Here is a 23343-nt window from a genome sequence, read left to right as displayed (position 1 = left end):
GCGTTTCTCGCACACTCTCCACAAAGTTATCCACAGGCGGGTTTGCGCGTGTCGGAGGTCGTCTCTAACGTGTCGTGTGGCCCGGGAATCATCCACCGGACCACGTGTGGAAAGAGGCTCACCTTGTCGATCGCGGACATCTCGGAAGAGCGGCTCGGTGGCTCACCCGCCGACCGTGGCGCCGAGCGCACGCCTCCGCACGACCTGCTCGCCGAGCAGAGCGCGCTGGGCGGCATGCTGCTGTCGAAGGATGCCGTCGCCGACGTCATCGAGACCCTGCGCGGCACTGACTTCTACGTGCCCAAGCACGAGCTGATCTTCGAGGCCATCCTCTCCCTGTACTCGCACGGAGAGCCGACGGACGTCGTCGCCGTCACCGACGAGCTCATCAAGACCGGCGAGCTGCAGCGCGCCGGCGGCGCCGACTACCTGCACACCCTGACCTCGATCGTGCCGACGGCGGCCAACGCCGGGTACTACGCATCCATCGTCAACGAGCGGGCGCTGCTGCGCCGCCTCGTCGAGGCCGGCACGCGCATCGTGCAGATGGGCTACAACGGTCAGGGCGAGGCGCTCGACCTCGTCAACAACGCACAGGCCGAGATCTACTCGGTCACCGGCGCCGAGCGCGCCGAGGACTACGTGCCGCTGCAGATCGCGGTGGATGCCGCGGTCGAGGAGATCGAGCTCGCTCGCGGGCGCGACGGTCAGATGACCGGCATCCCGACCGGGTTCCAGGGTCTGGACCAGCTGACCAACGGCCTGCACGCGGGGCAGATGATCATCATCGCCGCGCGGCCGGCTATGGGCAAGGCGCTCGCCCTCGACACCCCGCTGCCGACGCCGACCGGCTGGACCACGATGGGCGCCGTCCGCGTCGGTGACGAGCTGTTCGACGCCGACGGCCGCCCGACACGGGTCGTCGCGGCGACCGAGGTCATGACCGGTCGGCCGTGCTACGAGATCGAATTCTCCGACGGCTCGACGATCATCGCCGACGCCGAGCACCAGTGGCTCACCGAGACGCGCGCCAGCCGGCGGGGTGGGTCGGCGACGCCGGCGGTCGTCACGACCGAGCAGATGTTCGCGACCCTCACGGTGGGCGCCGAGGCGCGTGCGAATCATTCGGTGCGCAACGCCGGCGCGCTGCAGGCGCCCGAAGCGGACCTGCCTGTCGCACCCTACGCGCTCGGGGCGTGGCTGGGCGACGGACACAGCGCCGGTGCACGGATCACGAGCGAGTCCGACGAGATCCCTGCGCTGATCGCGCGCAGCGGCGGCCTGCGCGCCCAGGCTCACGGCGGCATGCTGTACTCGATCCAGCTGCTCGAGCGGGAGGCGCTCGTCCGCAACTGCGAGGTGTGCGGTGTCGAGTTCACCGCCCGGCACCCGCACGTGCGCACGTGCGGTCGCACCTGCGGCCCGAAGAACAAGGGCGCACATCCCGAACGCCTGTCGTGCTCCGACTGCGGCCGACCGTACTCGGGCGAGGCGCAGCGGTGCGCCGCCTGCCATCACGATCACGGTTCGTTCACGGCGCTGTTGCGCAAGGCCGGCGTGCTCGGCGACAAGCACGTGCCCGCAGCGTATCTGCGCGCGTCGGAGGCGCAGCGCCGCGAGCTGCTCGCAGGTCTCCTCGACACCGACGGCACGGTCGTGCGCGGTGTCGGCTCCTGCCAGTTCGCCGTGACGAGCAAGCGGCTCGCCGATTCGGTCTACGAGCTGATCGTGAGCCTCGGCTACCGCTGCGGCCGCACGACCAGGCGGGTGAACGGCCGCACCGAGGCATCGTCGACCTGCTACATCCTCAACTTCTCGACGACCGACGACGTCTTCTGGCTCGAGCGCAAGCGCGCGCTGCACGCTCAGGAGCGCCCGGCGAACACGCTGCGCACCGGCCGGCGGTACGTGAAGGCGATCCGCCCGATCGAGAGCGTGCCGGTGCGGTGCGTGCAGGTGGACAACGACGCCCACCTGTACCTGGCGGGCGAGTCGATGATCCCGACGCATAACTCGACGCTGGCTCTCGATTTCGCCCGCGCCGCGGCGATCAAGAACGACATGCCGACGATCTTCTTCTCCCTCGAAATGGGTAAGAGTGAGATTGCGATGCGTCTGCTGAGCGCCGAGGGTGCCGTGCCGCTGCAGAGCATGCGCAAGGGCATGCTCGACTCGCGCGACTGGACGACGATCGCCTCGGTCCGAGGGAAGATCAACGAAGCGCCGCTGTACATCGACGACAGCCCGAACATGACGCTGGTGGAGATCCGTGCGAAGTGCCGCCGGCTCAAGCAGCGCGTGGGGCTGAAGATGGTCGTGATCGACTACCTGCAGCTGATGACCTCGGGCAAGAGGGTCGAGAGCCGCCAGCAAGAGGTCTCGGAGTTCTCGCGCGCCCTGAAGCTGCTGGCGAAGGAGCTTCAGGTGCCGGTGATCGCGCTGTCGCAGCTGAACCGCGGCCCCGAGCAGCGCGCCGACAAGAAGCCCGCGCTGTCCGACCTGCGTGAGTCGGGCTCGATCGAGCAGGATGCCGACATGGTCGTGCTCCTCCACCGTGAGGCCGCCTACGAGAAGGACTCCCCCCGCGCCGGCGAGGCCGACCTCATCGTCGCCAAGCACCGCAACGGCCCCACCGACACGATCACCGTCGCCTTCCAGGGCCACTTCTCGCGATTCACAGACATGGCCGCGGGGGACTTCGGGTAGGTGTAGGTTCCGCGTGAAGATGGCGGATTCCACGGGCGCATGGCGGACAAGTGGCCGATCCGTCACTTCATCGAGGTTTCGTACGCGGTGACGAAAGCCCCAGCGCATCACACTGGGGCCGAGGCGTTGCAGGGTTCGCTGTTACATGTAACAATGTCGGCATGGCTGTGCGTGAGCGGGTGAGTGAGTACCGGCGCCGGATGCGGGAGCGCGGATTCCGCCCGGTGCAGGTCTGGGTGCCCGATGTGCGAACTCCGGCGTTCGCGACGGAGGCGCGTCGTCAGGCGGCGCTCGTGGCCGCCGCCGACCGACGCAGCGATGACCAGGCATTCATCGAAGCGATCTCCGCGCCCTGGGACGAGGAGTGATCCGGGGCGAGCTGTGGACCGTCGCGGGCGGTGTCTACGCATCAAAGCCACGCCCGGCTTTGATCTTCCAGGATGACGCCTTCGAGAGCACGGACTCCGTGACGGTGATGCCGCTGACGAGCGTGCTCATCGACGCTCCGCTCTTGCGGGTGCGGGTGTTCCGCGGCGATCTTTCCGGCCTCGAACGAGATAGCGACATCATGATCGACAAGCTGAGGACCGTCCGACGGATCAATGTCATCACTCGCGTCGGCCGGCTGCCGGCCGAACAGTTGGCCGAGGTCGAACGCGCCGTCATGGCGTTCCTCGGCCTCGCACGGTGACGTCTTCGCGGGAGTCCGCCATCTCGCGTGGACTCCCGCGCCTGAAACCACCGCCAACCACCGTGGAATGCCCGAGCTTCCCCGCCATTTCGAGCGGGAACGTACAGGAGGTGTCGGGATCTTTCTGAAGTCTCCGCTTCGCGGGTGAAATGTCCACGCGATGTCCATTCGGATATTTCGGCTCCGGTTCAGGGGAGCTTCGCTGTGCACAGCCATGACCGGTACCCGCCAGCGACGGGGAGCGACCACCGGCAATCGTTGCTGTGTGAGTATCGAGACTTTCGCGGCGCTGGTGGTGTTCCTGTTTCCGCTCGCGTACAGCCCTGGACCGGGCAACGCCTTTTTCGCAGGTATCGGGGTGTCGAAAGGGTTGCGAGCGGCGGTCCCCGCACTCATCGGCTATCACGTCGCGACGTTTGTGGTCACGGCAGCGATCGGGTTGGGCATGGGCGTGACGATCCTCAACCATCCCGTTGTGGCGCGGACTCTCGCCGCGGTCGGCGGGCTCTACGTGCTGTGGCTTGCCTTCCAGTTCATCCGCTCGGCGCGCTCAAAATCGGGCGCGCACCGCGATGCGCCGCCCGAGGAGATGCGGATCGGCTTGTGGACTGGTGCCGTCGTGCTTGTGCTGAACCCGAAGGCGTACTACATCATCGCGGTGATGTTCACCCAATTCCTCCGACCGCCCGTCAACGATGACGCCGCCGCGGTCCTCCTGATCACTACGGTCTTCACGCTGAACAACCTGATCGCGTTCATCGCGTGGACACTCGGTGGGAGCGCACTGGCGATGCTGTTCCGCAACGAACGATCCAAGCGCTGGATCGACTACTTCTTCGCGGCGACCCTCATCGCCGGCGGCATCTGGATGGCATTGCCTCTCTTGACGCCCATGTGAGACAACAGCCGCCTCACTCTTGGCTGCACCACCGATGTCGGAGGTATCGCCTAGAAAAGGGAGACGAAGTCGACTGCACACGGCGATCGACGGATTTCCGAGATTGAGGCGTCATGTTCATTGCTATCGGTGCCGTGTTGGTCGTCGGCGGCATCTGGCGACTATCGAAGCTGGTGGGGCTCGCGAGTCGCGAGAACGTGCGATGGCTGGCGATCACCGTCGCTGGTGCAGAGTTCATCGTCTGGTGCGCGGCCGGGTTGTGTTTCGTTCAGCTCGACGTCGAGGGCCATCAGTCAGCATCCATCGTTGCGTTCGGAGTCGGCGTGGCGGCGCTCGGCCTGCGCTGGATCAGCGACCGGCTCCTGCGGGGCATCAGGGCATCAGGAGCGTCGACGCTGCGGGAATTCCTCGTGGCGTGGTCGCATGACCAGCTTCGCAAGTTCCGCTTCGCGATGAGCCACGCATATCGGATCATCCGTCCGAGAGGCTGCCGGGAGCTTCGGTTCGGCTTCCATGCCATCGATCGACTGCTGGAGCCCGGCACGTTGGTGCGCGGCTACCTGCTGGCCCTGATCCTGTCTCCACTGCTGCTAGCGCTAACGCTGGCCTGGGTCATGACCACGGGCAACGGTGCGGGACGGGCAGTCATGAATGCCGTCATCGGATACAACGCGCTGACGATCACATCCACCCTGACGGCGGCGCTCATCACTTGTGTCGCGCTTCTGATTCTGCTGACATACGGGCGCATTCTCGCGGTGCGCCTTGATCTGCGTCGAGCTCTTGCAACGATCGCGGCCTGGATTGGAGGGGCATCGGCGGTCGGCGCGCTCACGGCGGCACTCCTTCCCCTTCTCAGCGTCCTCGGGTTGACCGTGGCGACCGGGACCGAGGGAGTCCTCACGCCCGCAGTACTTATCGACGTCCCGGCCGGATTTGCCGTGATCGGCTACGCCATCGGAGTCGTGTGCGCCACGCTCAAGATCTGCCACTCGGCGCGCGACTTGCTGGTCCGTCGGTTCTTCGCGCCCGCCCTGCTGGCGCTGATCGTCGCGGGTCTTGTCTACGTCGGTGCGGGTCCATCGGTCATCCTGGATTCGCTCCTCGCCCCGACACGGGCGGTGGCGGTTCCGGGTTGCGGGGAGCCTGTCGTGCGGTCGCACGTCGATGATCAGGCCTGGCTGCTGCGTGCTGCCCAAGCTTGTGGAGACGGACGTGTTGCGGTCGACGACCAGGTGTTCTTGGGGTGTGTGGTTGCGGTCATCGCTGCGTTCGCCTCCGCAGTTTTCGTCCGCGATTTCCGCCGGAGCGCTCGTGTCTTGAGCGAAGGCGCACGATGAATGAGCTTGTGGGAATCCGCCACATCGTGCGGACTCGGTGAGTTTCCGGGAGTCGCTGGCCAAGGTGCGAGAACATCTGTGACAGAAAATGGGAGCGCATCGGTGACCTCCACGGATGGCAGGCACTTTGTACTCTCTTGCCATGAGCCCTCTGCGTCATGAGATCGATGTGCGGCCGGCTCAGGCCGTCGCGGCGCTGCTGGATGCGACGGGGGAACGAGTCACGTCGGTGATCCCTCCCGGCTACGAGGCGTACATTCGTGTTCTGAATCCGATTCAGTTCCGAGATGGCTCCGTTGTTTCCTGGACGGATGCCGTCCTACGAAGCGGAGTCGAGCCTCGAGCGTGGATGCAGTGGCCAGAGCTTGTCGCAGTGGACGACGTCGTCCTTCCCGACGGCGGCGTGGAGCCGGATATGGGCGGTCCGCCGGTTGCACGGGCGACGCATCTCATCGAGGCGCTTCGCCCGGATTCTGGCGTGCACTACTTCGCGTCCTGGGCTGGATATGCAACGGAGATCTCGGAACCGTATGTCGCGTTCTCCCCGTATCAACACGAGATGGTGCTCTATTCAGGGCGCCTGATCGATGATGGAGGGGCGCCACTCGTGCCGACCACGGCGACTGGACGTGTGCCCATGTACTGGTGGCCGAGTGACCATCGCTGGCTCGTCGGTCAGGACATCCACGCGCGCAGCCTCATCGTCGGATGCACCCAGACCGTGGCCCGGACGATCCTCGAATCTGAGCACCTCGACGCGTATCCCATCAGTTCTTCTGACAACGTCCGGGGCGAAGAGTTCTAGCAGGGCCTCAGGCGATGTCGTTGATTCGGTGGGCGTCATCGCTTGTCTCGATGCCGTTCTCGGTCACCGGCAGCGGTCGGGGGCGGATGCGGCACGATCCACTCGAGGTCGTACCTGCCCAGGCCCCGCGCGCGGCGCCTCGGTTGAGCGGCATCCGTCGCCCCGCCCGAGAACAGGAGATTCACCGAGAACAGGACGAAACCGGCGGCATCCGTCCTGTTTTGGCACGATCTCCTGTTTTCGATGGCGGATGACGGATGCCGGATGCCGGCGGATGACGGATGCCGGCGGGCGAGGGGTGCCGGCGGGACGGATGCCGTGCTACCCGGCCAGCTCCGCCGCCACCCCGGCGATATCCGCGGGGGTCGTGCGGCAGCATCCGCCGACCAGGCGCGCGCCGGCATCCACCCACGCGCGCACGTCGTGCGCCGACAAGCCGGCCGCGCCCGACCATGACCGGGTCGCCGCGTCCCAGCGCTCGCCGCTGTTCGGATAGGCGACCCCGGCGACGGATGCCGGCACCTGCGCCAGCGCCGGCAGCACCGCCTCGGGCGGGCAGCAGTTGACCCCGACGGCGAATACCCCCGGGGTCGCGGCGGCGAGGGCGAAGGCGGTGGCGAGATCGTCGCCCTGCCACGCCGTGCTCGACGCCGACAGGCTGACCCACGCGGCCGCGCCCAAGGTGGCGAGCTCGGCGCACAGTGCCTCCACCTCGACGAGGCTCGGGATCGTCTCGATCGCGAGGGCATCGGCGCCCGCCTCGGCGAGCGCGTGCAGACGCCGGCGATGCCAGTCGCGCAACTGCGGGGCCGTCAGTGCGTAGTCGCCGGTGTACTCGCTGCCGTCGGCGCGCACCGCTCCGTACGGGCCGACGGATGCCGCCACGAACCGTCCGCCGGCATCCCGCGCGATGGTCACGCTCAGCGCGAGCAGCCGCTCGACCTGAGCGTCGGGCACGGCGCCGCCGAACCCCAGCTGATACGACGAGCCGATCAGCACGTCGGCGCCGGCCGCGACGAACTCCGCATGCGCCGCGCGCACCTCGCCGGGGTCGTCGCGCAGCAGCCGCGCCGACCACAGACTGCTGCTGAGGTCGTTGCGTCGCGCCTCGAGCAGGGTGCCGAGTCCGCCGTCGAGCACGAGCGGGCGTTCGGCGATCGCGGCACGGATGTCGGGCATGCCCCGACGCTACCGTGCCCGGCGCCTCGGCCGGCCGGCATCCGTCGCGGCGCGTGCTCGAAGCCCCGCCCGAGAACAGGAGATTCACCGAGAACAGGACGAAACCGTCGCCATCCGTCCTGTTTTCGCACGATCTCCTGTTTTCGATGATGGGTACCAGCGGACGAGGGATGCATCCGACGGTCGTGCCCGGCGCCCAAACGTCGGATACTCGGAGTATGAGCACACCGGAATGGATCACCAATGACGCGCTGAAGACCTGGGTCGACGAGATGGCAGCGCTGTGCGAGCCCGACGACATCCAGTGGTGCGACGGATCGGATGCCGAGTACGAGGCGCTGTGCGCGCAGCTCGTCGCATCCGGCACCTTCATCAGGCTCAACGAGCAGAAGCGTCCGCGCAGCTACCTCGCCCGCAGCGACGCGAGCGACGTCGCCCGCGTCGAGGAGCGCACGTTCATCTGCGCGCGCAGCGAAGAGGATGCCGGGCCCACCAACAACTGGATGGAGCCGCGGGAGATGATGGCGATTCTCCGGCCGCTCTTCCAGGGGTGCATGAAGGGCCGCACGATGTACGTCGTGCCGTTCAGCATGGGTCCGCTCGGGTCGCCCATCGCGCAGCTCGGCGTGCAGATCACCGACTCGCCATATGCCGTCGTGAGCATGAAGATCATGACCCGCATGGGCAGGCCCGCGGCCGAGCAGCTCGGCAGCGACGGCGAGTTCGTCCCCTGCATGCACAGCGTCGGCGCGCCGCTCGCGCCGGGCGAGGCCGACGTGCCCTGGCCGTGCAACGACGAGCAGAAGTACATCGTGCACTTCCCCGAGACCCGCGAGATCTGGTCGTACGGCTCGGGCTACGGCGGCAACGCCCTGCTCGGCAAGAAGTGCCTCGCGCTGCGCATCGCCTCGACGATGGCGCGCGACGACCGCTGGCTCGCCGAGCACATGCTCATCCTCGGCGTCACCGACCCGCACGGCGAGAAGACGTACGTCGCGGCCGCCTTCCCGAGCGCCTGCGGCAAGACCAACTTCGCCATGCTCGTGCCGCCGAAGCACTTCACCGACGAGGGCTGGAAGGTCACGACGGTCGGCGACGACATCGCCTGGATCAAGCCCGGCGACGACGGCAAGCTGTACGCCATCAACCCCGAGGCCGGCTACTTCGGCGTCGCCCCGGGCACCTCGTACGGCACCAACCCGAGCGCCATGGAGTCGATCCGCAGCGACACGATCTTCACGAACGTCGCCCTCACCGACGACGGCGACGTGTGGTGGGAGGGCATGAGCGAGCCGCCGGCGCACCTCATCGACTGGCAGGGACGCGACTGGACGCCGGCATCCGGCACGAAGGCCGCGCACCCCAATTCGCGCTTCACGTCGCCCGCGACGCTCAACCCGGCGCTCGACGAGGCGTGGGACGACCCGAGGGGCGTGCCGCTGAACGCGTTCGTCTTCGGCGGACGCCGCGCCGGCACGATCCCGCTCATCACGCAGAGCTTCAACTGGGCGTTCGGCGTGTACATGGCGGCGACCATGGGCTCGGAGACGACGGCCGCCGCGGCCGGCCAGATGGGCGTCGTGCGCCGCGACCCCTTCGCGATGCTCCCCTTCGCCGGGTACCACATGGGCGACTACATCAACCACTGGCTCGCGTTCGGCCGCAGCATCCGCAACCCTCCGCGCATCTTCCAGGTCAACTGGTTCCGCCGCGACGAGGACGGCAGCTTCCTCTGGCCCGGCTTCGGCGAGAACATGCGCGTGCTGCAGTGGATCGTCGCCCGCTCGCGCGGCCGTGCGATCGGCATCGAGAGCCCGCTGGGATGGATGCCGACGTACCAGGACCTCGACTGGACCGACCTCGACTTCTCCGAAGAGGACTTCTTCAAGTGCATGGCGATCAACCGCCGCGACTGGACGGCAGAGCTCCTCGAGGTCGAAGAGCTGTTCATGAAGCTCTACACGCGCCTGCCCAAGGAGATGGAGATGATCCGCTCGCTCACCACGAGCGCCCTGTGGCGGTCGCCGAAGAACTGGGAGATGAACTCCGACCCGACCTGAGCGGATGCCTTCAGTCGCGGACGCGGACCGACAGGCAGGTGACGCAGCCCTCGAGCTTCTCGAACTCGGTGATGGGGGTCGTGATCACCTCGAGTCCGCGTGCGCGGTAGAGCGCGGCGGTCTCGGGGGCGTCGGCCGACATCAGCACGGTGTCGTCGTCGAGCACGACGACGGCGGTGCCGTGCTCCTCGGGCACGGGCAGGAACCGCGGGTAGGCGCCCGGGTCGTCGACCTGCGGCGCGAACCCGACGATCGTGCCGTCGGGCAGTGCCGTGACGCCGCTCTTCAGGTGCAGCACCCTGGTCACCGGCACCGCCACGACCTGCCAGCCGCGGGGTTCGAGCGCGCCGCGCAGCTGCGCGATCGCCGCCTCGTTCGTGCGCAGCGTCGAGCCCACATAGACCGTGCGGCCGACCTTCAGTACGTCGCCGCCGTCGAGGGTGCCCGGCGCCTCGATCGACACGTGCGGGATGCCGGCGCGCTCCAGCGCGGCGCGCGTCGAGTCGATCTCGCCGCGCCGTGAGTCGGCGCCGGGCCGGGTCACGACGGCGAGGTCGTCGAACATCACGACGGTGTCCTCGATGAAGACCCCGTCGGCGTGATCGTCGGCCGGGTCGACGTCGACGATGTCCCAGCCGCGCCCGCGGAAGACGTCGACGTAGGCCTCCCACTGCCGCAGCGCGAGGTCGGGGTCGACCGCGACGCGCTCGAGATGCGTGAGCTCGCCCTCGGCGAGACGGGGTGACGGGCGGCGGACGAGCAGTCGTGGCATGGCGTCAGACTACCCTTCCGATTCCCCTCAGCGTGCCTCGGCATGTCTCGGCGTCGCTCGCGGCTGTCTGTGTTCCCAGATATCTCGTCGGCGACAACACTTGTCGGTCGGGGGCCCGGCACACCAAACTAGGGGTCACCTCGGGATTCGGGCCCGGGCACACCCCTCGGGAGGCCGACATGACGACACAGGGCCAATTGACACTCGGCCAGCAATTGCTGCGGCGCAAGCCGATCGTTTTCCAGCGCAACCACCACCCGGGCGAAGAGCTCAAGCGCAACCTCGGGACGTTCCAGCTGATGATGTTCGGCGTCGGCGCGACGATCGGCACCGGCATCTTCTTCGTCCTCAGCGAGGCGATCCCGATCGCGGGGCCCGCCGTCGTCCTGTCGTTCCTGCTCGCCGCCCTCGCGGCGGGGCTCTCGGCCCTGTGCTACGCCGAGCTCTCGTCTTCGATCCCGGTGAGCGGGTCGAGCTACTCGTTCTCGTATCACGCGCTGGGCGAAGGCCCCGCTGTGCTCGTCGGCGGGTGCGTGCTGCTCGAGTACGGCCTGGCCGTCTCGGCGGTGGCGGTCGGATGGAGCGGCTACTTCAACGAACTGCTCTACCACCTGTTCGCCTTCCGGCTGCCGACCGAGATCTCGACGTCGTTCATCCCGGGCGATGACGGCGTGGCCACCGGTGGCGGCATCAACCTCCCCGCCGTCGTGCTCGTGGGGCTGTGCATGCTGCTGCTCATCCGCGGCGCCTCCGAGTCGGCGACGATCAACGCCATCATGGTCGGCATCAAGCTCGCCGTGCTCACGCTGTTCATCGTCATCGGGTTCACCGCCTTCAACGCCGACCACTTCTCGAACTTCTTCGCGCAGGCCTCGGGCATCAGCGGCGCGGCCGGCATCATCTTCTTCTCGTTCATCGGGCTCGACGCGGTCGCGACGGCCAGCGAGGAGGTGCGCAATCCGCAGAAGGCGATTCCGCGCGCGATCCTCGGGGCGCTCGCGATCGTCACGCTGTTCTACGTCCTGGTGTGCCTCGCGGGGCTCGCGGCCATGCCCGCCGATTGGTTCGGCACGAAGGAGGCCGGTGAGGCCGGACTCGCCAAGATCATGGAGAACGTGACCGGCACCCCGATCTGGGCGACGATCCTCGCGGCCGGCGCCGTCATCTCGGTCTTCTCGGTGACCCTCGTGACGCTGTACGGGCAGACCCGCATCCTGTTCTCGATCTCGCGCGACGGCATGGTCTCCAAGCGCTTCCTCGATGTCAGCCCGAAGTACGGCACGCCCGTGTTCAACACCGTCGTGGTGTCGATCCTCGTCGCGATCGTCGCCGGATTCGTCCCCTCCGACTATCTGTGGGACAGCGTCTCGTTCGGCACGCTCGTCGCCTTCACCGTGGTCGCGATCTCGCTCATGGTGCTGCGCCGCCGCCGCCCCGACCTCGAGCGGCCGTTCAAGGTGCCGCTGTTCCCCGTGGTGCCGATCCTCACGGTCGTCGTGTGCGTCTACGTGCTCACGAGCCTGCGGCCGATCACCTGGATCATCTGCGTCAGCTGGCTCGTCGTCGTCTTCGTCTTCTACCTGTTCTACGGGCGCCGGCACGCCACCCTGAGCACGTACACCTCGGAAGAGGAGATCGCCGAGCCCATCCACCCCGAGGACGAACGATGACGTACCTGGTGGGCTACGGGCCCCGCAACGACGACCGCAGCGCGATCGAGCTCGCCGCGCAGTTCGCGCGCGCCCACCCCGCGCCGGTGGTCGCCGTCGCCGTCGTCCCCCGCGGCTGGGGCACGCCGGCCGCGGCCGGCACCGACCGCGAGTACGAGGAGTGGGCCGCCAGCGAAGGCCAGAGCACGGCCGAGCTCGCCCGCGCCGACTTCGCCCGGCATCCGGGTCTCGTCGGCGACGCGATCTGGACGCCGGGCCGCTCGGTGCCGGCCACCCTGCTCGAGCAGGCCGACGAGCGCGACGCCTCGATGATCGTCGTGGGGTCGGCGGCGGAGGCCGATCCCGGCCGCGTACGACTGACCTCGAAGACCGACCGGCTGGTGCACTCCTCGACGCTGCCGGTCGCGATCGCGCCGCGCGGCTACCGCACGACGAGCTCGGTCACGCGGGTCACGGTGGGGTTCCGCGACGACGATGCCAGCTGGTCGCTGCTCACGCGCGTCGCCGAGCTCGTGCGCGAGGTGGGTGCGCGACTGCGGGTCGTCACCTTCATCGTCACGCCCGCGGCGCCGGTGACCAACAGCGTCACGCACGCGCAGACGCAGGTGATCGAGCTGTGGTCGATGCAGGCGACGGCGGCGCTGCGCGAGGCGGAGGAGTACCTGCGCTCGCTCGACCTCGGCGTCGACCTGGAGTTCCACGTCGCGGCCGGCGTCGACTGGCCCGCCGCCGTCGCGGCGGCCGGCTGGGAGGACGGCGACGTCCTCGTGGTCGGATCGTCGTCGACGCACCGGCTCGCCCAGGTGTTCCTCGGGTCGAGCGCGTCGAAGATCCTGCGCAGTTCGCCGGTGCCGGTCGTGATCGTGCCCGGCGCGCGCGCCGACTGACGCCGCGGCGGGCGCGGGTCGCACGCGAGAACAGGAGATTCACCGAGAACAGGACGAAACCGGCGGCATCCGTCCTGTTCTCGCGTGATCTCCTGTTTTCGGCGGCGGATGCCGGTGCCGCTGGGATGCCGGCCGTCAGAAGAGCGCCGGGGGCAGGACGCCCTCGAGCTCGAGCAGCCGGCGCTTCGTGGCGAGACCCTGGCCCGGCGCCCCGCCGGAGTAGCCGCCGAGGCCGTCGCCGGCGAGCACGCGATGGCACGGGACGACGATCGGCAGCGGATTCGCGCCCATGATCGCGCCGATCCCCCGCGCCGGGATGCCGGTGCCGCTGCGCGCGGCCAGCTCGCCGTACGTGACGGATGCGCCGTAGCCGACGGTGTCGTACAGGGTGGTCAGCACCGCTCGCGTGGTCTCGGACTGCGCGCCGAGGTCGAGCGGCAGCTCGAACCGCCGCAGCGCGCCGGCGAAGTACGCCGCGAGCTGCCGCAGCGCCTCTTCGAGCAGCGGACCGGGAGCGTCCCCGGCATCCACCGGAGGCGTCGCGGACCACGTCACGCGGGTCACGGCGTCGCCGCTGCACGCGACGCCGAGCGTGCCGAGGGGGGTCGCGAGCGTGCCGAACGACGACATGCCCGAAGCGTACCCCGCGCGTCCGACACGGACGCGCCAAGATGCAGGAGCACCTGTGACAGAAGTCACCTCGACCCGCCGCTGCGGCGGGTTCTGTCACAGGTGCTCCTGCATCCTGGGGCGGTGACGACGGATGCCGGGCGCCGCCGCGTCGGTAGACTCGATGCAGCGTCGCGTGCCGCAGACCGTGAGGAGAACGCCATGTGCCAAGCAGTCACCTGTGAGACCTGCGGGAAGACGACCTGGGCCGGATGCGGCCAGCACATCGAGCAGGCCCTCGCCGGAGTCCCCGCCGAGCAGCGCTGCCCCGGCCACTGACCGCTCCGTCCCTGACCGCCCTGCCGGCTTACGGCTCGGCGCTGCCGCGCTCGATCTCCAAGGGGCCGGCGAGGGCGGGGGCGGGCTTGCGGAAGAAGCGCGTGTTCCACAGCAGGTAGGCGACGCCGACGAGGGTCCAGATGCCGCCGACGAGCATCGCACTCGGCTCGAGGCTGAACCACAGCAGCACGTTGGCGACGACGCCGACGATCGGCACGACGACCCACCCGATAATCGCCTTCGCGCCCGTCGAGCCGCGCTCGTGGCCGAAGCGGTAGTACGTGAACACGACCGACAGGTTCACGAAGATGAACGCGACGAAGGCGCCGAAGTTGATGAGGGATGCCGCCTGGAACAGGTCGAGGAACACCGCGGTGCCGGCCAGCAGCGCGACCAGCAGCAGGTTCAGCGTCGGCACGCCGCTGCGGCCGACCTGGCCGAAGACGCGCCGCGGCAGCACGCCGTCGCGGCCCATCGCGTAGAGCAGGCGTGCCGCCGACATCTGCTGCGTGATGCCGCAGCCGAGCACGGCGATCATGTACCCGCCGATGAAGACGGCCTGGAAGGCGGCGCCGCCGATGTGCTTGGCGATCTCGGGCGAGGCGCCCACGATGTCGCCGACGACGCTCACGTCGGGGAAGAGCAGCTGCATCGCATAGGTGACGACGACGAAGAACACGCCGGCCGAGGCGACGATGATGAAGATCGCGCGCGGGATGTCGCGGCGCGGGTTCTTCGCCTCCTCCGACATCGTGGTGACGGCGTCGAACCCGAGGAACGACAGCGCGAGGATCGCGGCGCCCGAGACGACGGCCGGGAACTGCCCCGGCTCGATCGTGATCGGCGCCCAGTCGAAGACGGCGCCGTCGGCGCCCTGCGCGATGTTGCGGATCGCGAGCACGACGAACGCGACCGCCGTCACGATCTGGATGATGACGAGGGCGAGGTTGACCTGTGCGGCCAGGCGCACGCCGACGATGTTCAGCACCGTGCACACGACGATCGTGCCGATGATCCACACCCACGCGGGGATCTCCGGGAACGCGACCGTCATGTAGATCGACGACAGCAGCGCGTTGATCATCGGCAGGAACATGTAGTCGAGGGTCGCCGCCCATCCCACCAGGAAGCCGACGTGCGGATTCACCGACTCGCGGGTGTAGGTGTACGCCGATCCGGCGCGCGGATAGGCGCGCACCATGCGGCTGTAGCTCCACGCCGTGACCGCGACCGCGCCGAACACGACGATGTACGCGAGCGGCACGTGCCCGGAGGTGACGTCGGCGACGATCCCGAAGGTGTCGAAGACGGCCATCGGCGCCATGTAGGCCAGGCCCAGGAAGACGATGTGGCGCAGCGACAGTTCGCGCCGCAGATGCGGCATCCCGACGGTGTCGAGGGTGGGTTCGGCGGTCATGCGGGGTTCTCCTCGGCGTGGTCGTGTTGCGCGTGGTGGGAGTGGGTGACGGGCGGGACGAAGGGGAGCGGGACGGATGCCGGGGCCTCGGCGTCGTGCACGACGACGCCGTCGACGATCGTGAGGGCGGCGTGCTGCTGCAGCAGGGCGGCCGGTTCGTGCTCGTGGGCGTAGAGGTTGTCGCTCCAGGCGACGAGGTCGGCTCGGGCGCCGACGCGCAGGGTGCCGAGCTCGTTCTCGGAGTGCCAGGCCCACGCGCCCTCGGCGGTGTAGCCGCGGATCGCGTCGTCGAGCGTGAGGCGCTCGTCGGGGGTCCAGGCCTCTCTGCCGTCGATGCTCGCCCGGGTGAGTGCGCAGTAGTACCCGACGAGCGGATCCATCTCGCCCACCTGCCAGTCGCTCGACAGCGCGACGTGCGCGCCCGAGGCCATGAGCGAGCGGAACCGCCAGGCGCGGTCCCAGCGCTCTTCGCCGACGTTGTCCATCCACGTGCCGGCGACGAGATCCGGTGAGCAGTGCCGCGGCTGCATCGCGGCGACCACGCCCAGCTCGGCGAAGCGGGGGAGGTCGGCGGGGTCGATGCACTCCACGTGCACGACGCCGTGCCTGCGGTCGATCGTGCCGTTGACGCGCGCCGCGTGCTCGATCGCGTCGAGCGCGAGACGGATGCCGCCGTCGCCGGTGGCGTGCGTGTGGGTCTGGAACCCCAGCGCGTCGAGCTGGGTGACGATGCGCGTCAGTTCGCCGAGCGCCGTGCTGGGGTGGCCGCGGTGGCCGGGCCGGTTGGCGTAGTCGTCGAGCATCCATGCCGTGTGGGGTTCGATGACGTCGTCGGCGTAGAGCTTGACGGGTCCGAACCGCAGGTGCGCGTCGACCGGTGCGCCGTCGACGGCCTCGCGGAGGGCGGCGCGGAAGGCGTCGTCGGCATCCACGGGGTGGAACAGTGCGGCGATGACTCGCGAGCGCATGCGACCTTCGCGGCGCGCCCGCAGCACGAGGTCGAGCTCGGCGAGCGGCACCTGCGGCTCGACCGCGGTGGTGATGCCGAGGGATGCCGCCATGTCGAGGCTCGACAGCATCCGTCGGTAGCGGCGCTCGGGGCTGTAGAGCGGGATGTCGCGGCGGATCGCCGCGATGCCGGCCGAGGTCATCGCGCTCGTGTAGAAGTCGGTGACCCAGCCGGTCGGCGTGCCGTCGGCGGTGCGCTCGGGGCGCCCCCAGGCGATGTCGACGCCGTCGGAGATGCCGAGGATGCGCAGCGCCACGTCGTTGAGCCAGACCGAATGCTGGTCGTACGTCGTGACGAAGACGGGCCGGTCGGTGATGCCGGCGAGATCCCGCGCGTCGGGCCTGCGGTTCTCGACGATCGAATAGACGGCGTTCTCGCCGCAGATCCAGTCGAGGTCGGGTCGGGTGTCGGCCAGGTGGATGAGCCGGCGCCGCACCTCGTCGAGGGTCTCGGCGCCCTCCAGGCTCACGGCGTCGGCGTCGAAGCCGAGCAGCAGGTGGTTGTGGCTGTCGACGATGCCCGGGGTGACGAGGGCGCCTTCGAGCGAGCGGGTCTCGCGCGCCTTCGGGGCGTCGGCGGCGGGCCCGACGTAGGTGATGCGGCCGTCGGTCATGCCGACGGCCTCGGCCCAGGGCGCGTGTGGATCGAAGGTGCGCACCGTGGCATCGGTCAGGAGCAGATCGGTCATCTGAGATCCTTCGGGGTCCTTACGGGTTTTTTGACGACAGTGTCAAAGAATTACCCGAGTGTGGCACGCCCGTTGGGATAGTGTCAAGGCGTGGCACGGCCCCGACGTCAGGAGGAGCGGCGCGCGAACCTCGTCGAGGCGACGCTCGCCGCCGTCTCGGAGCGCGGGCTGCGCGAGATCTCGCTCACCGACGTGGCCGCCAGCGCCGGGCTGACGCGCGGCGCGATCCTCTACTACTACGACGACCTCGACGAGCTGCTCGTCGAGGCCCATCGCGCCGGGGTGGAGCGGTTCTGCGACCACCGCGACGCCGAGGTGGCGGCGGCCGGCGATGCCCGGCAGCAGCTGGCGGTGGCGATCCGACACGGGCTGCCGAGCGGCCCCGACGACGCGTTGCTGCGGCTGCTGTACGAGTTCGACGTGCTCGCCGGCACATCCGAGCTGCACGACCGCCTCGTGGAGACGATGTACGACCGCCAGCTCGGAACCTACGCCGGGATTCTCGCGCGCGGGGTCGCGTCGGGGGAGTTCGCGCCGGAGCTCGACGAGCACACCCTCGCCATGACCCTCGTCGCCCTGGAAGACGCCTACGGCCTGCACATCGTCGCCGGCAACAGCCGCATCACCGTCGCCGAGGCCGACCGCGCGATGCGTGCCGCCGCGGCGGCCCTGGGGGCTGCGCCGGCGTGAGCGGTGCGGCGCGGGGAGCGGTCACCACCCGGTCGTGAGCACGCGGTCGAGGGCGTCGACGAACAGGTCGGCGTGGGCGCGGGTGAGACACAGCGGCGGCTTGAGCTTGAGGATGTTCTGGCGCTCGCCGGTGCGCTGGATGATGACGCCGAGCGTGCGCATCCGGTCGCAGATCGCGGCGGTCTCCGCGGTCGCCGGCTCTTTCGTGGCGCGGTCGCGCACCAGTTCGACGCCGAGGTAGAGCCCCGATCCGTGCACGGCGCCGATGAGCGGATGCCGGTCGGCCAGCGCTTCCAGGCGCCGCTTCAGGTGGCCGCCGATCTCGGCCGCGTTCTCCTGCAGCCTCTCGTCGCGGATGATGTCGAGCACCGTCGAGCCGACGACGCTGGAGACCGGGCTGCCGCCGGCGGACGAGAAGAAGTAGCCCTCGCCCCGGTACGCCTCGGCGATCGCGCGCGTCGTGATGACCGCGCCGAGCGGATGACCGTTGCCCATCGCCTTCGCCACCGCCACGATGTCGGGCGTCACGCCCTGCTGCTCGAAGCCCCAGAACCACTGCCCGAGCCGGCCGTAGCCCACCTGCACCTCGTCGGCGACGGCGAGGCCGCCGTGCATGCGCACCGCGGCATATACTCTCGCGAGGTAGCCGTCGGGCAGCGCCATGCCGCCCGCGTTGCCGTAGTAGGTCTCGGCGACGAAGGCGCCGACAGGGTGACCTGAGGCGGCGAGGCGGTCGATCTCGGCGACGGCGGCGTCGGCGTAGCCGCGGGCCGCATCGCCGGTGAGCCGGCCGCGGTAGGTGTTGGGCGCCTCGACGGTGTGCACCCAGTTGGGGCGGGTCTGGAGTGCGGCGGGGTTGTCGGCGGTCGAGGTGGAGACGGCGTCGGAGAGGTCGGTCCAGCCGTGGTACGCCTCGCGCATCGCGAGCACGTCGCGCCGGCCGGTCGCCGCGCGGGCGAGGCGCAGCGCGAGGTCGACGGCCTCCGAGCCGGAGTTCACGAGGAAGACCTGATCGAGCCCGGTCCGCTCGCCGTGCAGCGTCGCCGCGAGCTTCTCGGAGAACTCCACGATCGCCCGGTAGTGGAAGCGGGAGTTCGTGTTCAGCCGCTGCCACTGGCGGTGGACGGCGTCGGCGAGCCGCGGATGCGCGTGCCCCACCGACGTCACGTTGTTGACGGCGTCGAGGTAGGGGCGCCCGTCGCGATCGATGAGCAGGTCGCGCCACCCGCGCACCAGCTCCGGCGGATCGTCGTAGTAGTGCTCCTGCACGGCGGCGAGCACGCGGTCGCGGCGGGCGAGGAGGTCTGCCGCGGTGCCGGCATCCGTCGTGGGCCCGGCATCCGTGGGCGAGCCGGCATCCGCGGGCGAGTCGGCATCCGTCGGCGAAAACAGGAGATCCCCCGAAAACAGGCCCGTTTGGGGCGATTGCGTCCTGTTCTGGGTGAATCTCCTGTTTTCGCGCGCCGCGCGGGATGCCGGCACCACGAGCCCGGCCGGATCGGCGCAGAGCGTCAGCCACGCGGGGGCGGTCTCCGCGGTGGTCCACTCCGGCACGGCGGCGTGCGGTGCGGTGAGCTGGATGCGGGCGGGGATGCCGGCGGGCAGCGTGGCGAACGGCGCGCCTGGGGAGACGGCGGCTGGGGAGACGGCGGCTGGGGAGACGGCGCCTGGGGAGACGGCGGCTGGGGAGACGGCGGTTTGGGAGATCGCGCCTGGGGAGACGGAGCGCGACGGCTCCGCGCCGCGGACGACGAGGTCGGCATGCGCGGTGCGCAGGACGACCCCGTCCGGCGTCGCGATGACCTCGCCGCCGGCGGGCGCCCGCAGCGTCACCGACGCGGCGGGCGTGACCTCCAGGTGCAGCGGCACGTTGGCGGGCGGCGCGAAGCCGGCCTCACCGGACCGGGTGAGGCGCGGCGCGCCGAACGGGACGACGACGAGCTCCGCACCGGCGGCCAGTGCCGCGGCGCGCAGGGTGCCCTCGAGGTCCGGTTGCTGCCAGCGTCCGTCGTCGACCAGGTCGCTGTCGGCGGTGAGGTCGAGCACCGCGACCTGCAGCTCCGCCGCCTCGACCAGAGGGGCGAGCGCACCGGGCGTGAATTCCGCCGAAGGCATATTCACGGCACCCACCGCCCGCTGCACGAGCGCGGTCCCCACGGCGAGGGGGACGGAGGTGGCGGCATCCAGGATCGCGAGTTCGTGGGTGAGATTCTCGCGGGCGTAGTCGTTCGCCGGATCCTCCGTGAGCACGCGGTGGGCGCTGGCCACGAGCACGGCGCCGCGCACGACGAGCAGCGGCCAGAACGCGGCGACCTCGGCGCCCGACAGCGGGCGTGCGCGGTGGTACGCCGTCACCGCTTCGAGCGCCGCGACGACCGAGACGCCGTCGTGGTGCAGCAGCGACGAGAAGCAGATCGCGAGCTCGCCCACCGTCCAGGTGAGGGCGAGGTCGCCGAGGTCGATGACGCCCTCCGGAAGGCGCGTGAGCGGGTCGGTCCAGAGGACGTTGTCGTCGGTGAGGTCGCCGTGGATCGGCTGCACCGGCAGGTCGTCCGCGATGGCCGCGACGACGGCCAGGGCCTCGGCCGCCGCATCCTCCACGCGCGTGCGCAGCGCATCGTCGGCGATGAACGGCGTGAGCTCACGCAGCGCCCGCTCGGCGTGCCGGAGATCCCATTCGGTCGTGCGGAGAGGGTGCTCCGGGGCGAACGAGGCCAGCGCCGTGTCGACCTCGGCGGCCAGGGTGCCGAACGCCCGGACGACGGCGGGCGAGAGGTAGTCGCTGCCCGACCACGTTTTCCCCTCGAGGAATGTCAGCACCCGCGTGGCCATCGCCTGGCCGGCGATCACCGGCAGGGTCACGAGGTCGCCGCCGAGCGAGGGGCGGGTCTGCGGCACGCGCACGCGCGAGTGCCGGGCGAGGTGGTCGGCGGCGAGCGACTGGGTGAGGGCATCCGTCGCCGACTGCGTCGGATTCGCGAGCTTCAGCAGAAACCGCTCGTCGCCCGTGTCGACGCGGTAGTTGATGTCCTGGTGGCTGCCGAGCGGCGTGAGCGCACCGGTCAGGCCGTAGTGCTCGGCGAGCAGCTGCGCGGCCATCGCCGCATCGACCTCGGGCGGTGCGTCGGAGGTGAGTGTGGGCTCTTCGGCGTCGGCGGGGTGGGGGTCAGAGGGCGCGGGGCTCATGAGCACTCACGGTAGCGAACCGTGCCGCCCTCCTCAGCGCCGCCGCGCCGCGGTGTCATCCCGTCGCCGTCGTCCGTCCTGCGCCGCTCGTGACGGATGCCGCGGCCCACCGCCCCGGCCTGAGGATGAGGTGCAGCGCCAGCCAGATCTCGAACGCGAACACCGGCACGGCGCAGATTCCCGCGGCGGTGCCGTTTCGCGGGATGATGCCGAACAGCTGGGCGAGATTGCTCGTCAGCACGAGCAGCCCGCCGCCCACGCCGAGCAGGGCCAGCGCGCGCTGCACGACGCCGGCGTCGTGCAGCAGCCAGCCGAGCACGACCGTGTTGACGCTGATCACGAGCCCCTGACCGACCAGGAACGATGCCGTGTGCACGTCGGCGAGGGCGTCGCCGAGGGGGGTGCCGGCGGCATCCTCCGTCCACAGCAGCGCGACCATCGGCAGCGTGCCGGCGACGATGACGGCGGCCTCGACCGTCCGCAGCAGCGCGAACGTCACCGCGCGCACGGTGCCGCGGGTGCGCAGGAGCGCCCAGAGCAGGATGCCGGTGCCGACGCACCCGAGCGCGAGCGCGAGCTCGAGCGCCACACCGCCGGCGACGGCGTCGTGGGCGTAGGCGACGACGGCGGTCACCGACGTGACGTGCGTCGTCAGGTACAGGATGCCGGCGGCGCGGGCGTACGTCTGCGGGCTGCGGTGCATGGGGGCTCTCCTCGATGAGGTATACGGCGTAAACTAGTCGAGATCGACGATAGGTCTACGCTGTACACATGTCAAGGTCGAGCGCGCGCGGCACCCTCACCCGCGCCCGGATCGTCGAGGCCGCCGTCGTCTTCGCCGACCGGAACGGGCTCGAGGCGACGACGATGCGCCGGCTCGGCGAGGCGCTGGGCGTGACGCCGATGGCGCTGTACAAGCACGTCGCCGGCCGGGAGCAGCTCATCGACGACATGGTCGACCACATCGTGAGCCAGATCCCGGCCGCCGCCGCGCAGGGGTGGAAGAACGCGGTGCGCACACGCATCCTCACGGCGCGCGGCGCACTGCGCTCGCACGCGTGGGCGCAGGACGCGATCGAATCGCGGACGATGGCGAGCCCGGTCGTGCTCGGCTACATGGATGCGCTCATGGCGGCGATGTTCGCCGGCGGGCTGTCGGCCGACCTCGTTCACCACGGCATGCACGCCCTGAGCACCCGGATGTGGGGGTTCACGCGCGACGTCATGCCGACGCCGGCGATGCCCGCCGACCCCGCCGAGCGTCAGGCGATGCTCGCCGCCGCCGCCGTCGCCTTCCCGTCGATCGTGCGCATGGCCGCCGCGCACGCGGATGCGGCCTGCGACGACGACGCCGAGTTCGCGTTCGCGCTCGACCTGCTGCTCGACGGCATCGAACGTCGCCATCGGGAGGGCTGGGTCTCCCGCTGACCCGCGCCGCGCTCGCTACGGCACCGTGTAGCCGGCGGCGCGGAACAGCTCGTACCACTCGGCGCGGGTGAGGGGCAGCGCCGACCCCGCCGCCGCCGCGGCCACGCGCGAGGGCGTGGTGGTGCCGAGCACGACCTGCATGTTCGCGGGATGCCGGGTGATCCACGCCGTCGCGATCGCCTCGCCGGACACCCCGTACGCCGCCGCGAGCCGGTCGATCACGGCGTTCAACTCCGGGTAGTCGGGGTTGCCGAGAAACACCCCGGTGAAGAACTTCGCCTGGAACGGCGACCACGCCTGGATCGTGATGTCGTGCAGCCGGCAGTAGTCCACGATGCCGCCGCCGTCGAGCGTCACCGACTGATCGAGCCCGTGCATGTTGGACGCGACGCCCTGCGCGATGATCGGCGCGTGCGTGATCGACAGTTGCAGCTGATTGGCCACCAGCGGCTGCGTCACCGACTTCTTCAGGAGCTCGATCTGGCGCGGCGTGTGGTTCGAGACGCCGAAGTAGCGCACCTTGCCCGCGCTGTGCAGCTGGTCGAACGCCCGCGCGACCTCATCCGGCTCGACGAGCGCATCGGGCCGGTGCAGCAGCAGGATGTCGATGCGGTCGGTCTCCAGCGCCTGCAGCGACCCCTCGACCGACTCGACGATGTGCGCGGAGGAGAAGTCGAAGTACGGGCCGTCCTTGACGATCCCGGCCTTCGTCTGGATCGTCACCGCATCGCGCTCACTCGGCGTCAGCCGCATCGCCTGCGCGTAGCGCCGCTCGCACTCGTGCAGTCCCGGCCCGTAGATGTCGGCGTGGTCGACGAACTGGATGCCGGCATCCCGCCCCGCGTTCACCAGCTCGCGGATCTGCTCGTCGGTCTTGTCGGAGATGCGCATGAGGCCGAGGACGATGTTCGGTGCGACGATGTCGGTGCCCGGGAGGGTGAAGGTCTTCATGCTCCCATCCTGGCCCCT

General features: G+C 69.7%; 19 protein-coding genes. 11 read left to right on the top strand and 8 right to left on the bottom strand.

Features of this window, described 5'->3' with window-relative positions; all coding sequences use genetic code 11:
- Positions 1–123: 123 nt before the first annotated feature.
- From dnaB to QM720_RS05425, 6 genes are all read left to right on the top strand, one after another.
- Complete coding sequence (gene dnaB, locus QM720_RS05450) at positions 124–2706, top strand: replicative DNA helicase (protein WP_415125136.1); 2583 nt, start codon at positions 124–126, stop codon at positions 2704–2706.
- 161 nt (positions 2707–2867) lie between these two features.
- A complete protein-coding gene (locus QM720_RS05445) occupies positions 2868–3074 on the top strand; it encodes an antitoxin MazE-like protein (RefSeq protein WP_415125135.1) in 207 nt (68 codons plus the stop codon).
- The gene (locus QM720_RS05440; protein ID WP_415125134.1) at positions 3071–3397 is read left to right on the top strand and encodes a type II toxin-antitoxin system PemK/MazF family toxin; all 327 of its coding nucleotides are present in this window, start codon (positions 3071–3073) and stop codon (positions 3395–3397) included. The genes QM720_RS05445 and QM720_RS05440 overlap by 4 nt, the downstream gene beginning before the upstream one ends.
- A 265-nt stretch (positions 3398–3662) precedes the next feature.
- On the top strand, positions 3663–4295 hold the full coding sequence (locus QM720_RS05435; RefSeq protein WP_415125133.1) for a LysE family translocator: 633 nt from the start codon (positions 3663–3665) through the stop codon (positions 4293–4295).
- Between the two features lie 113 nt (positions 4296–4408).
- Positions 4409–5635 carry a hypothetical protein gene (locus tag QM720_RS05430; protein WP_415125132.1) on the top strand — a complete coding sequence of 409 codons (1227 nt, stop codon included), beginning with the start codon at positions 4409–4411 and terminating at the stop codon, positions 5633–5635.
- Between the two features lie 142 nt (positions 5636–5777).
- On the top strand, positions 5778–6440 hold the full coding sequence (locus QM720_RS05425) for a hypothetical protein (RefSeq protein ID WP_415125131.1): 663 nt from the start codon (positions 5778–5780) through the stop codon (positions 6438–6440).
- 321 nt (positions 6441–6761) lie between these two features.
- On the opposite strand, the gene mmuM is transcribed toward QM720_RS05425, so the two are convergent.
- Positions 6762–7619 (bottom strand): homocysteine S-methyltransferase, encoded by an 858-nt coding sequence (gene mmuM, locus QM720_RS05420; protein WP_415125130.1) that lies wholly within the window; start codon positions 7617–7619, stop codon positions 6762–6764.
- Positions 7620–7789: 170 nt separating this feature from the next.
- On the opposite strand from mmuM, the gene QM720_RS05415 reads away from it, so the two are divergent.
- Positions 7790–9679, top strand: a complete 1890-nt coding sequence (locus QM720_RS05415) for a phosphoenolpyruvate carboxykinase (GTP) (protein ID WP_415125129.1) — start codon at positions 7790–7792, stop codon at positions 9677–9679.
- Positions 9680–9689: 10 nt separating this feature from the next.
- On the opposite strand, the gene ddaH is transcribed toward QM720_RS05415, so the two are convergent.
- Complete coding sequence (ddaH, locus tag QM720_RS05410) at positions 9690–10451, bottom strand: dimethylargininase (RefSeq protein ID WP_415125128.1); 762 nt, start codon at positions 10449–10451, stop codon at positions 9690–9692.
- A gap of 179 nt (positions 10452–10630) precedes the next feature.
- On the opposite strand from ddaH, the gene QM720_RS05405 reads away from it, so the two are divergent.
- Positions 10631–12121 (top strand): APC family permease, encoded by a 1491-nt coding sequence (locus tag QM720_RS05405; RefSeq protein ID WP_415125127.1) that lies wholly within the window; start codon positions 10631–10633, stop codon positions 12119–12121.
- Positions 12118–13008 (top strand): universal stress protein, encoded by an 891-nt coding sequence (locus QM720_RS05400; RefSeq protein ID WP_415125126.1) that lies wholly within the window; start codon positions 12118–12120, stop codon positions 13006–13008. Before QM720_RS05405 ends, QM720_RS05400 begins: the two co-directional genes overlap by 4 nt.
- 135 nt (positions 13009–13143) lie before the next feature.
- Here the strand turns inward: QM720_RS05400 and QM720_RS05395 are convergent, their stop codons facing one another.
- From QM720_RS05395 to QM720_RS05385, 3 genes are all read right to left on the bottom strand, one after another.
- Positions 13144–13638: a methylated-DNA--[protein]-cysteine S-methyltransferase gene (locus QM720_RS05395; RefSeq protein WP_415125125.1), complete on the bottom strand. Its 495-nt coding sequence runs from the start codon at positions 13636–13638 to the stop codon at positions 13144–13146.
- A gap of 346 nt (positions 13639–13984) precedes the next feature.
- The gene (locus QM720_RS05390; RefSeq protein WP_415125124.1) at positions 13985–15373 is read right to left on the bottom strand and encodes an APC family permease; all 1389 of its coding nucleotides are present in this window, start codon (positions 15371–15373) and stop codon (positions 13985–13987) included.
- Positions 15370–17070: an amidohydrolase gene (locus QM720_RS05385; RefSeq protein ID WP_415125123.1), complete on the bottom strand. Its 1701-nt coding sequence runs from the start codon at positions 17068–17070 to the stop codon at positions 15370–15372. The genes QM720_RS05390 and QM720_RS05385 overlap by 4 nt, the downstream gene beginning before the upstream one ends.
- Before the next feature lie 90 nt (positions 17071–17160).
- Between QM720_RS05385 and QM720_RS05380 the strand changes: the two genes are divergently transcribed.
- Complete coding sequence (locus QM720_RS05380) at positions 17161–17760, top strand: TetR/AcrR family transcriptional regulator (protein ID WP_415125122.1); 600 nt, start codon at positions 17161–17163, stop codon at positions 17758–17760.
- A gap of 21 nt (positions 17761–17781) precedes the next feature.
- Here the strand turns inward: QM720_RS05380 and QM720_RS05375 are convergent, their stop codons facing one another.
- Both QM720_RS05375 and QM720_RS05370 read right to left on the bottom strand, forming a co-directional pair.
- Positions 17782–20946: an aminotransferase class III-fold pyridoxal phosphate-dependent enzyme gene (locus QM720_RS05375; protein ID WP_415125121.1), complete on the bottom strand. Its 3165-nt coding sequence runs from the start codon at positions 20944–20946 to the stop codon at positions 17782–17784.
- A 55-nt stretch (positions 20947–21001) separates the two neighbouring features.
- Entirely contained in the window at positions 21002–21649 is a 648-nt protein-coding gene (locus tag QM720_RS05370) for a DUF4386 domain-containing protein (RefSeq protein WP_415125120.1), read from the bottom strand.
- A 68-nt stretch (positions 21650–21717) separates the two neighbouring features.
- On the opposite strand from QM720_RS05370, the gene QM720_RS05365 reads away from it, so the two are divergent.
- Positions 21718–22374 (top strand): TetR/AcrR family transcriptional regulator, encoded by a 657-nt coding sequence (locus tag QM720_RS05365; RefSeq protein ID WP_415125119.1) that lies wholly within the window; start codon positions 21718–21720, stop codon positions 22372–22374.
- A 15-nt stretch (positions 22375–22389) separates the two neighbouring features.
- Here QM720_RS05365 and QM720_RS05360 read toward each other — a convergent pair whose 3' ends face one another.
- Positions 22390–23325: an aldo/keto reductase gene (locus QM720_RS05360; RefSeq protein ID WP_415125118.1), complete on the bottom strand. Its 936-nt coding sequence runs from the start codon at positions 23323–23325 to the stop codon at positions 22390–22392.
- Positions 23326–23343: the final 18 nt, after the last annotated feature.

Source organism: Microbacterium sp., assembly GCF_047602155.1.
Taxonomy (GTDB): domain Bacteria; phylum Actinomycetota; class Actinomycetes; order Actinomycetales; family Microbacteriaceae; genus Microbacterium.
The sequence above is the reverse complement of the archived record's forward strand: the minus strand, read 5'-3'. Positions and strand labels throughout refer to the sequence as shown.

Bases quoted from the DNA above. Each gene is read 5' to 3' on its own strand.
- QM720_RS05445 (WP_415125135.1), top strand. From the start codon at position 2,868: ATGGCTGTGCGTGAGCGGGTGAGTGAGTACCGGCGCCGGATGCGGGAG.
- QM720_RS05430 (WP_415125132.1), top strand. From the start codon at position 4,409: ATGTTCATTGCTATCGGTGCCGTGTTGGTCGTCGGCGGCATCTGGCGA.
- QM720_RS05425 (WP_415125131.1), top strand. From the start codon at position 5,778: ATGAGCCCTCTGCGTCATGAGATCGATGTGCGGCCGGCTCAGGCCGTC.
- mmuM (WP_415125130.1), bottom strand. From the start codon at position 7,619: ATGCCCGACATCCGTGCCGCGATCGCCGAACGCCCGCTCGTGCTCGAC.
- QM720_RS05415 (WP_415125129.1), top strand. From the start codon at position 7,790: ATGCATCCGACGGTCGTGCCCGGCGCCCAAACGTCGGATACTCGGAGT.
- ddaH (WP_415125128.1), bottom strand. From the start codon at position 10,451: ATGCCACGACTGCTCGTCCGCCGCCCGTCACCCCGTCTCGCCGAGGGC.
- QM720_RS05405 (WP_415125127.1), top strand. From the start codon at position 10,631: ATGACGACACAGGGCCAATTGACACTCGGCCAGCAATTGCTGCGGCGC.
- QM720_RS05400 (WP_415125126.1), top strand. From the start codon at position 12,118: ATGACGTACCTGGTGGGCTACGGGCCCCGCAACGACGACCGCAGCGCG.
- QM720_RS05395 (WP_415125125.1), bottom strand. From the start codon at position 13,638: ATGTCGTCGTTCGGCACGCTCGCGACCCCCCTCGGCACGCTCGGCGTC.
- QM720_RS05390 (WP_415125124.1), bottom strand. From the start codon at position 15,373: ATGACCGCCGAACCCACCCTCGACACCGTCGGGATGCCGCATCTGCGG.
- QM720_RS05385 (WP_415125123.1), bottom strand. From the start codon at position 17,070: ATGACCGATCTGCTCCTGACCGATGCCACGGTGCGCACCTTCGATCCA.
- QM720_RS05375 (WP_415125121.1), bottom strand. From the start codon at position 20,946: ATGAGCCCCGCGCCCTCTGACCCCCACCCCGCCGACGCCGAAGAGCCC.
- QM720_RS05370 (WP_415125120.1), bottom strand. From the start codon at position 21,649: ATGCACCGCAGCCCGCAGACGTACGCCCGCGCCGCCGGCATCCTGTAC.
- QM720_RS05365 (WP_415125119.1), top strand. From the start codon at position 21,718: ATGTCAAGGTCGAGCGCGCGCGGCACCCTCACCCGCGCCCGGATCGTC.
- QM720_RS05360 (WP_415125118.1), bottom strand. From the start codon at position 23,325: ATGAAGACCTTCACCCTCCCGGGCACCGACATCGTCGCACCGAACATC.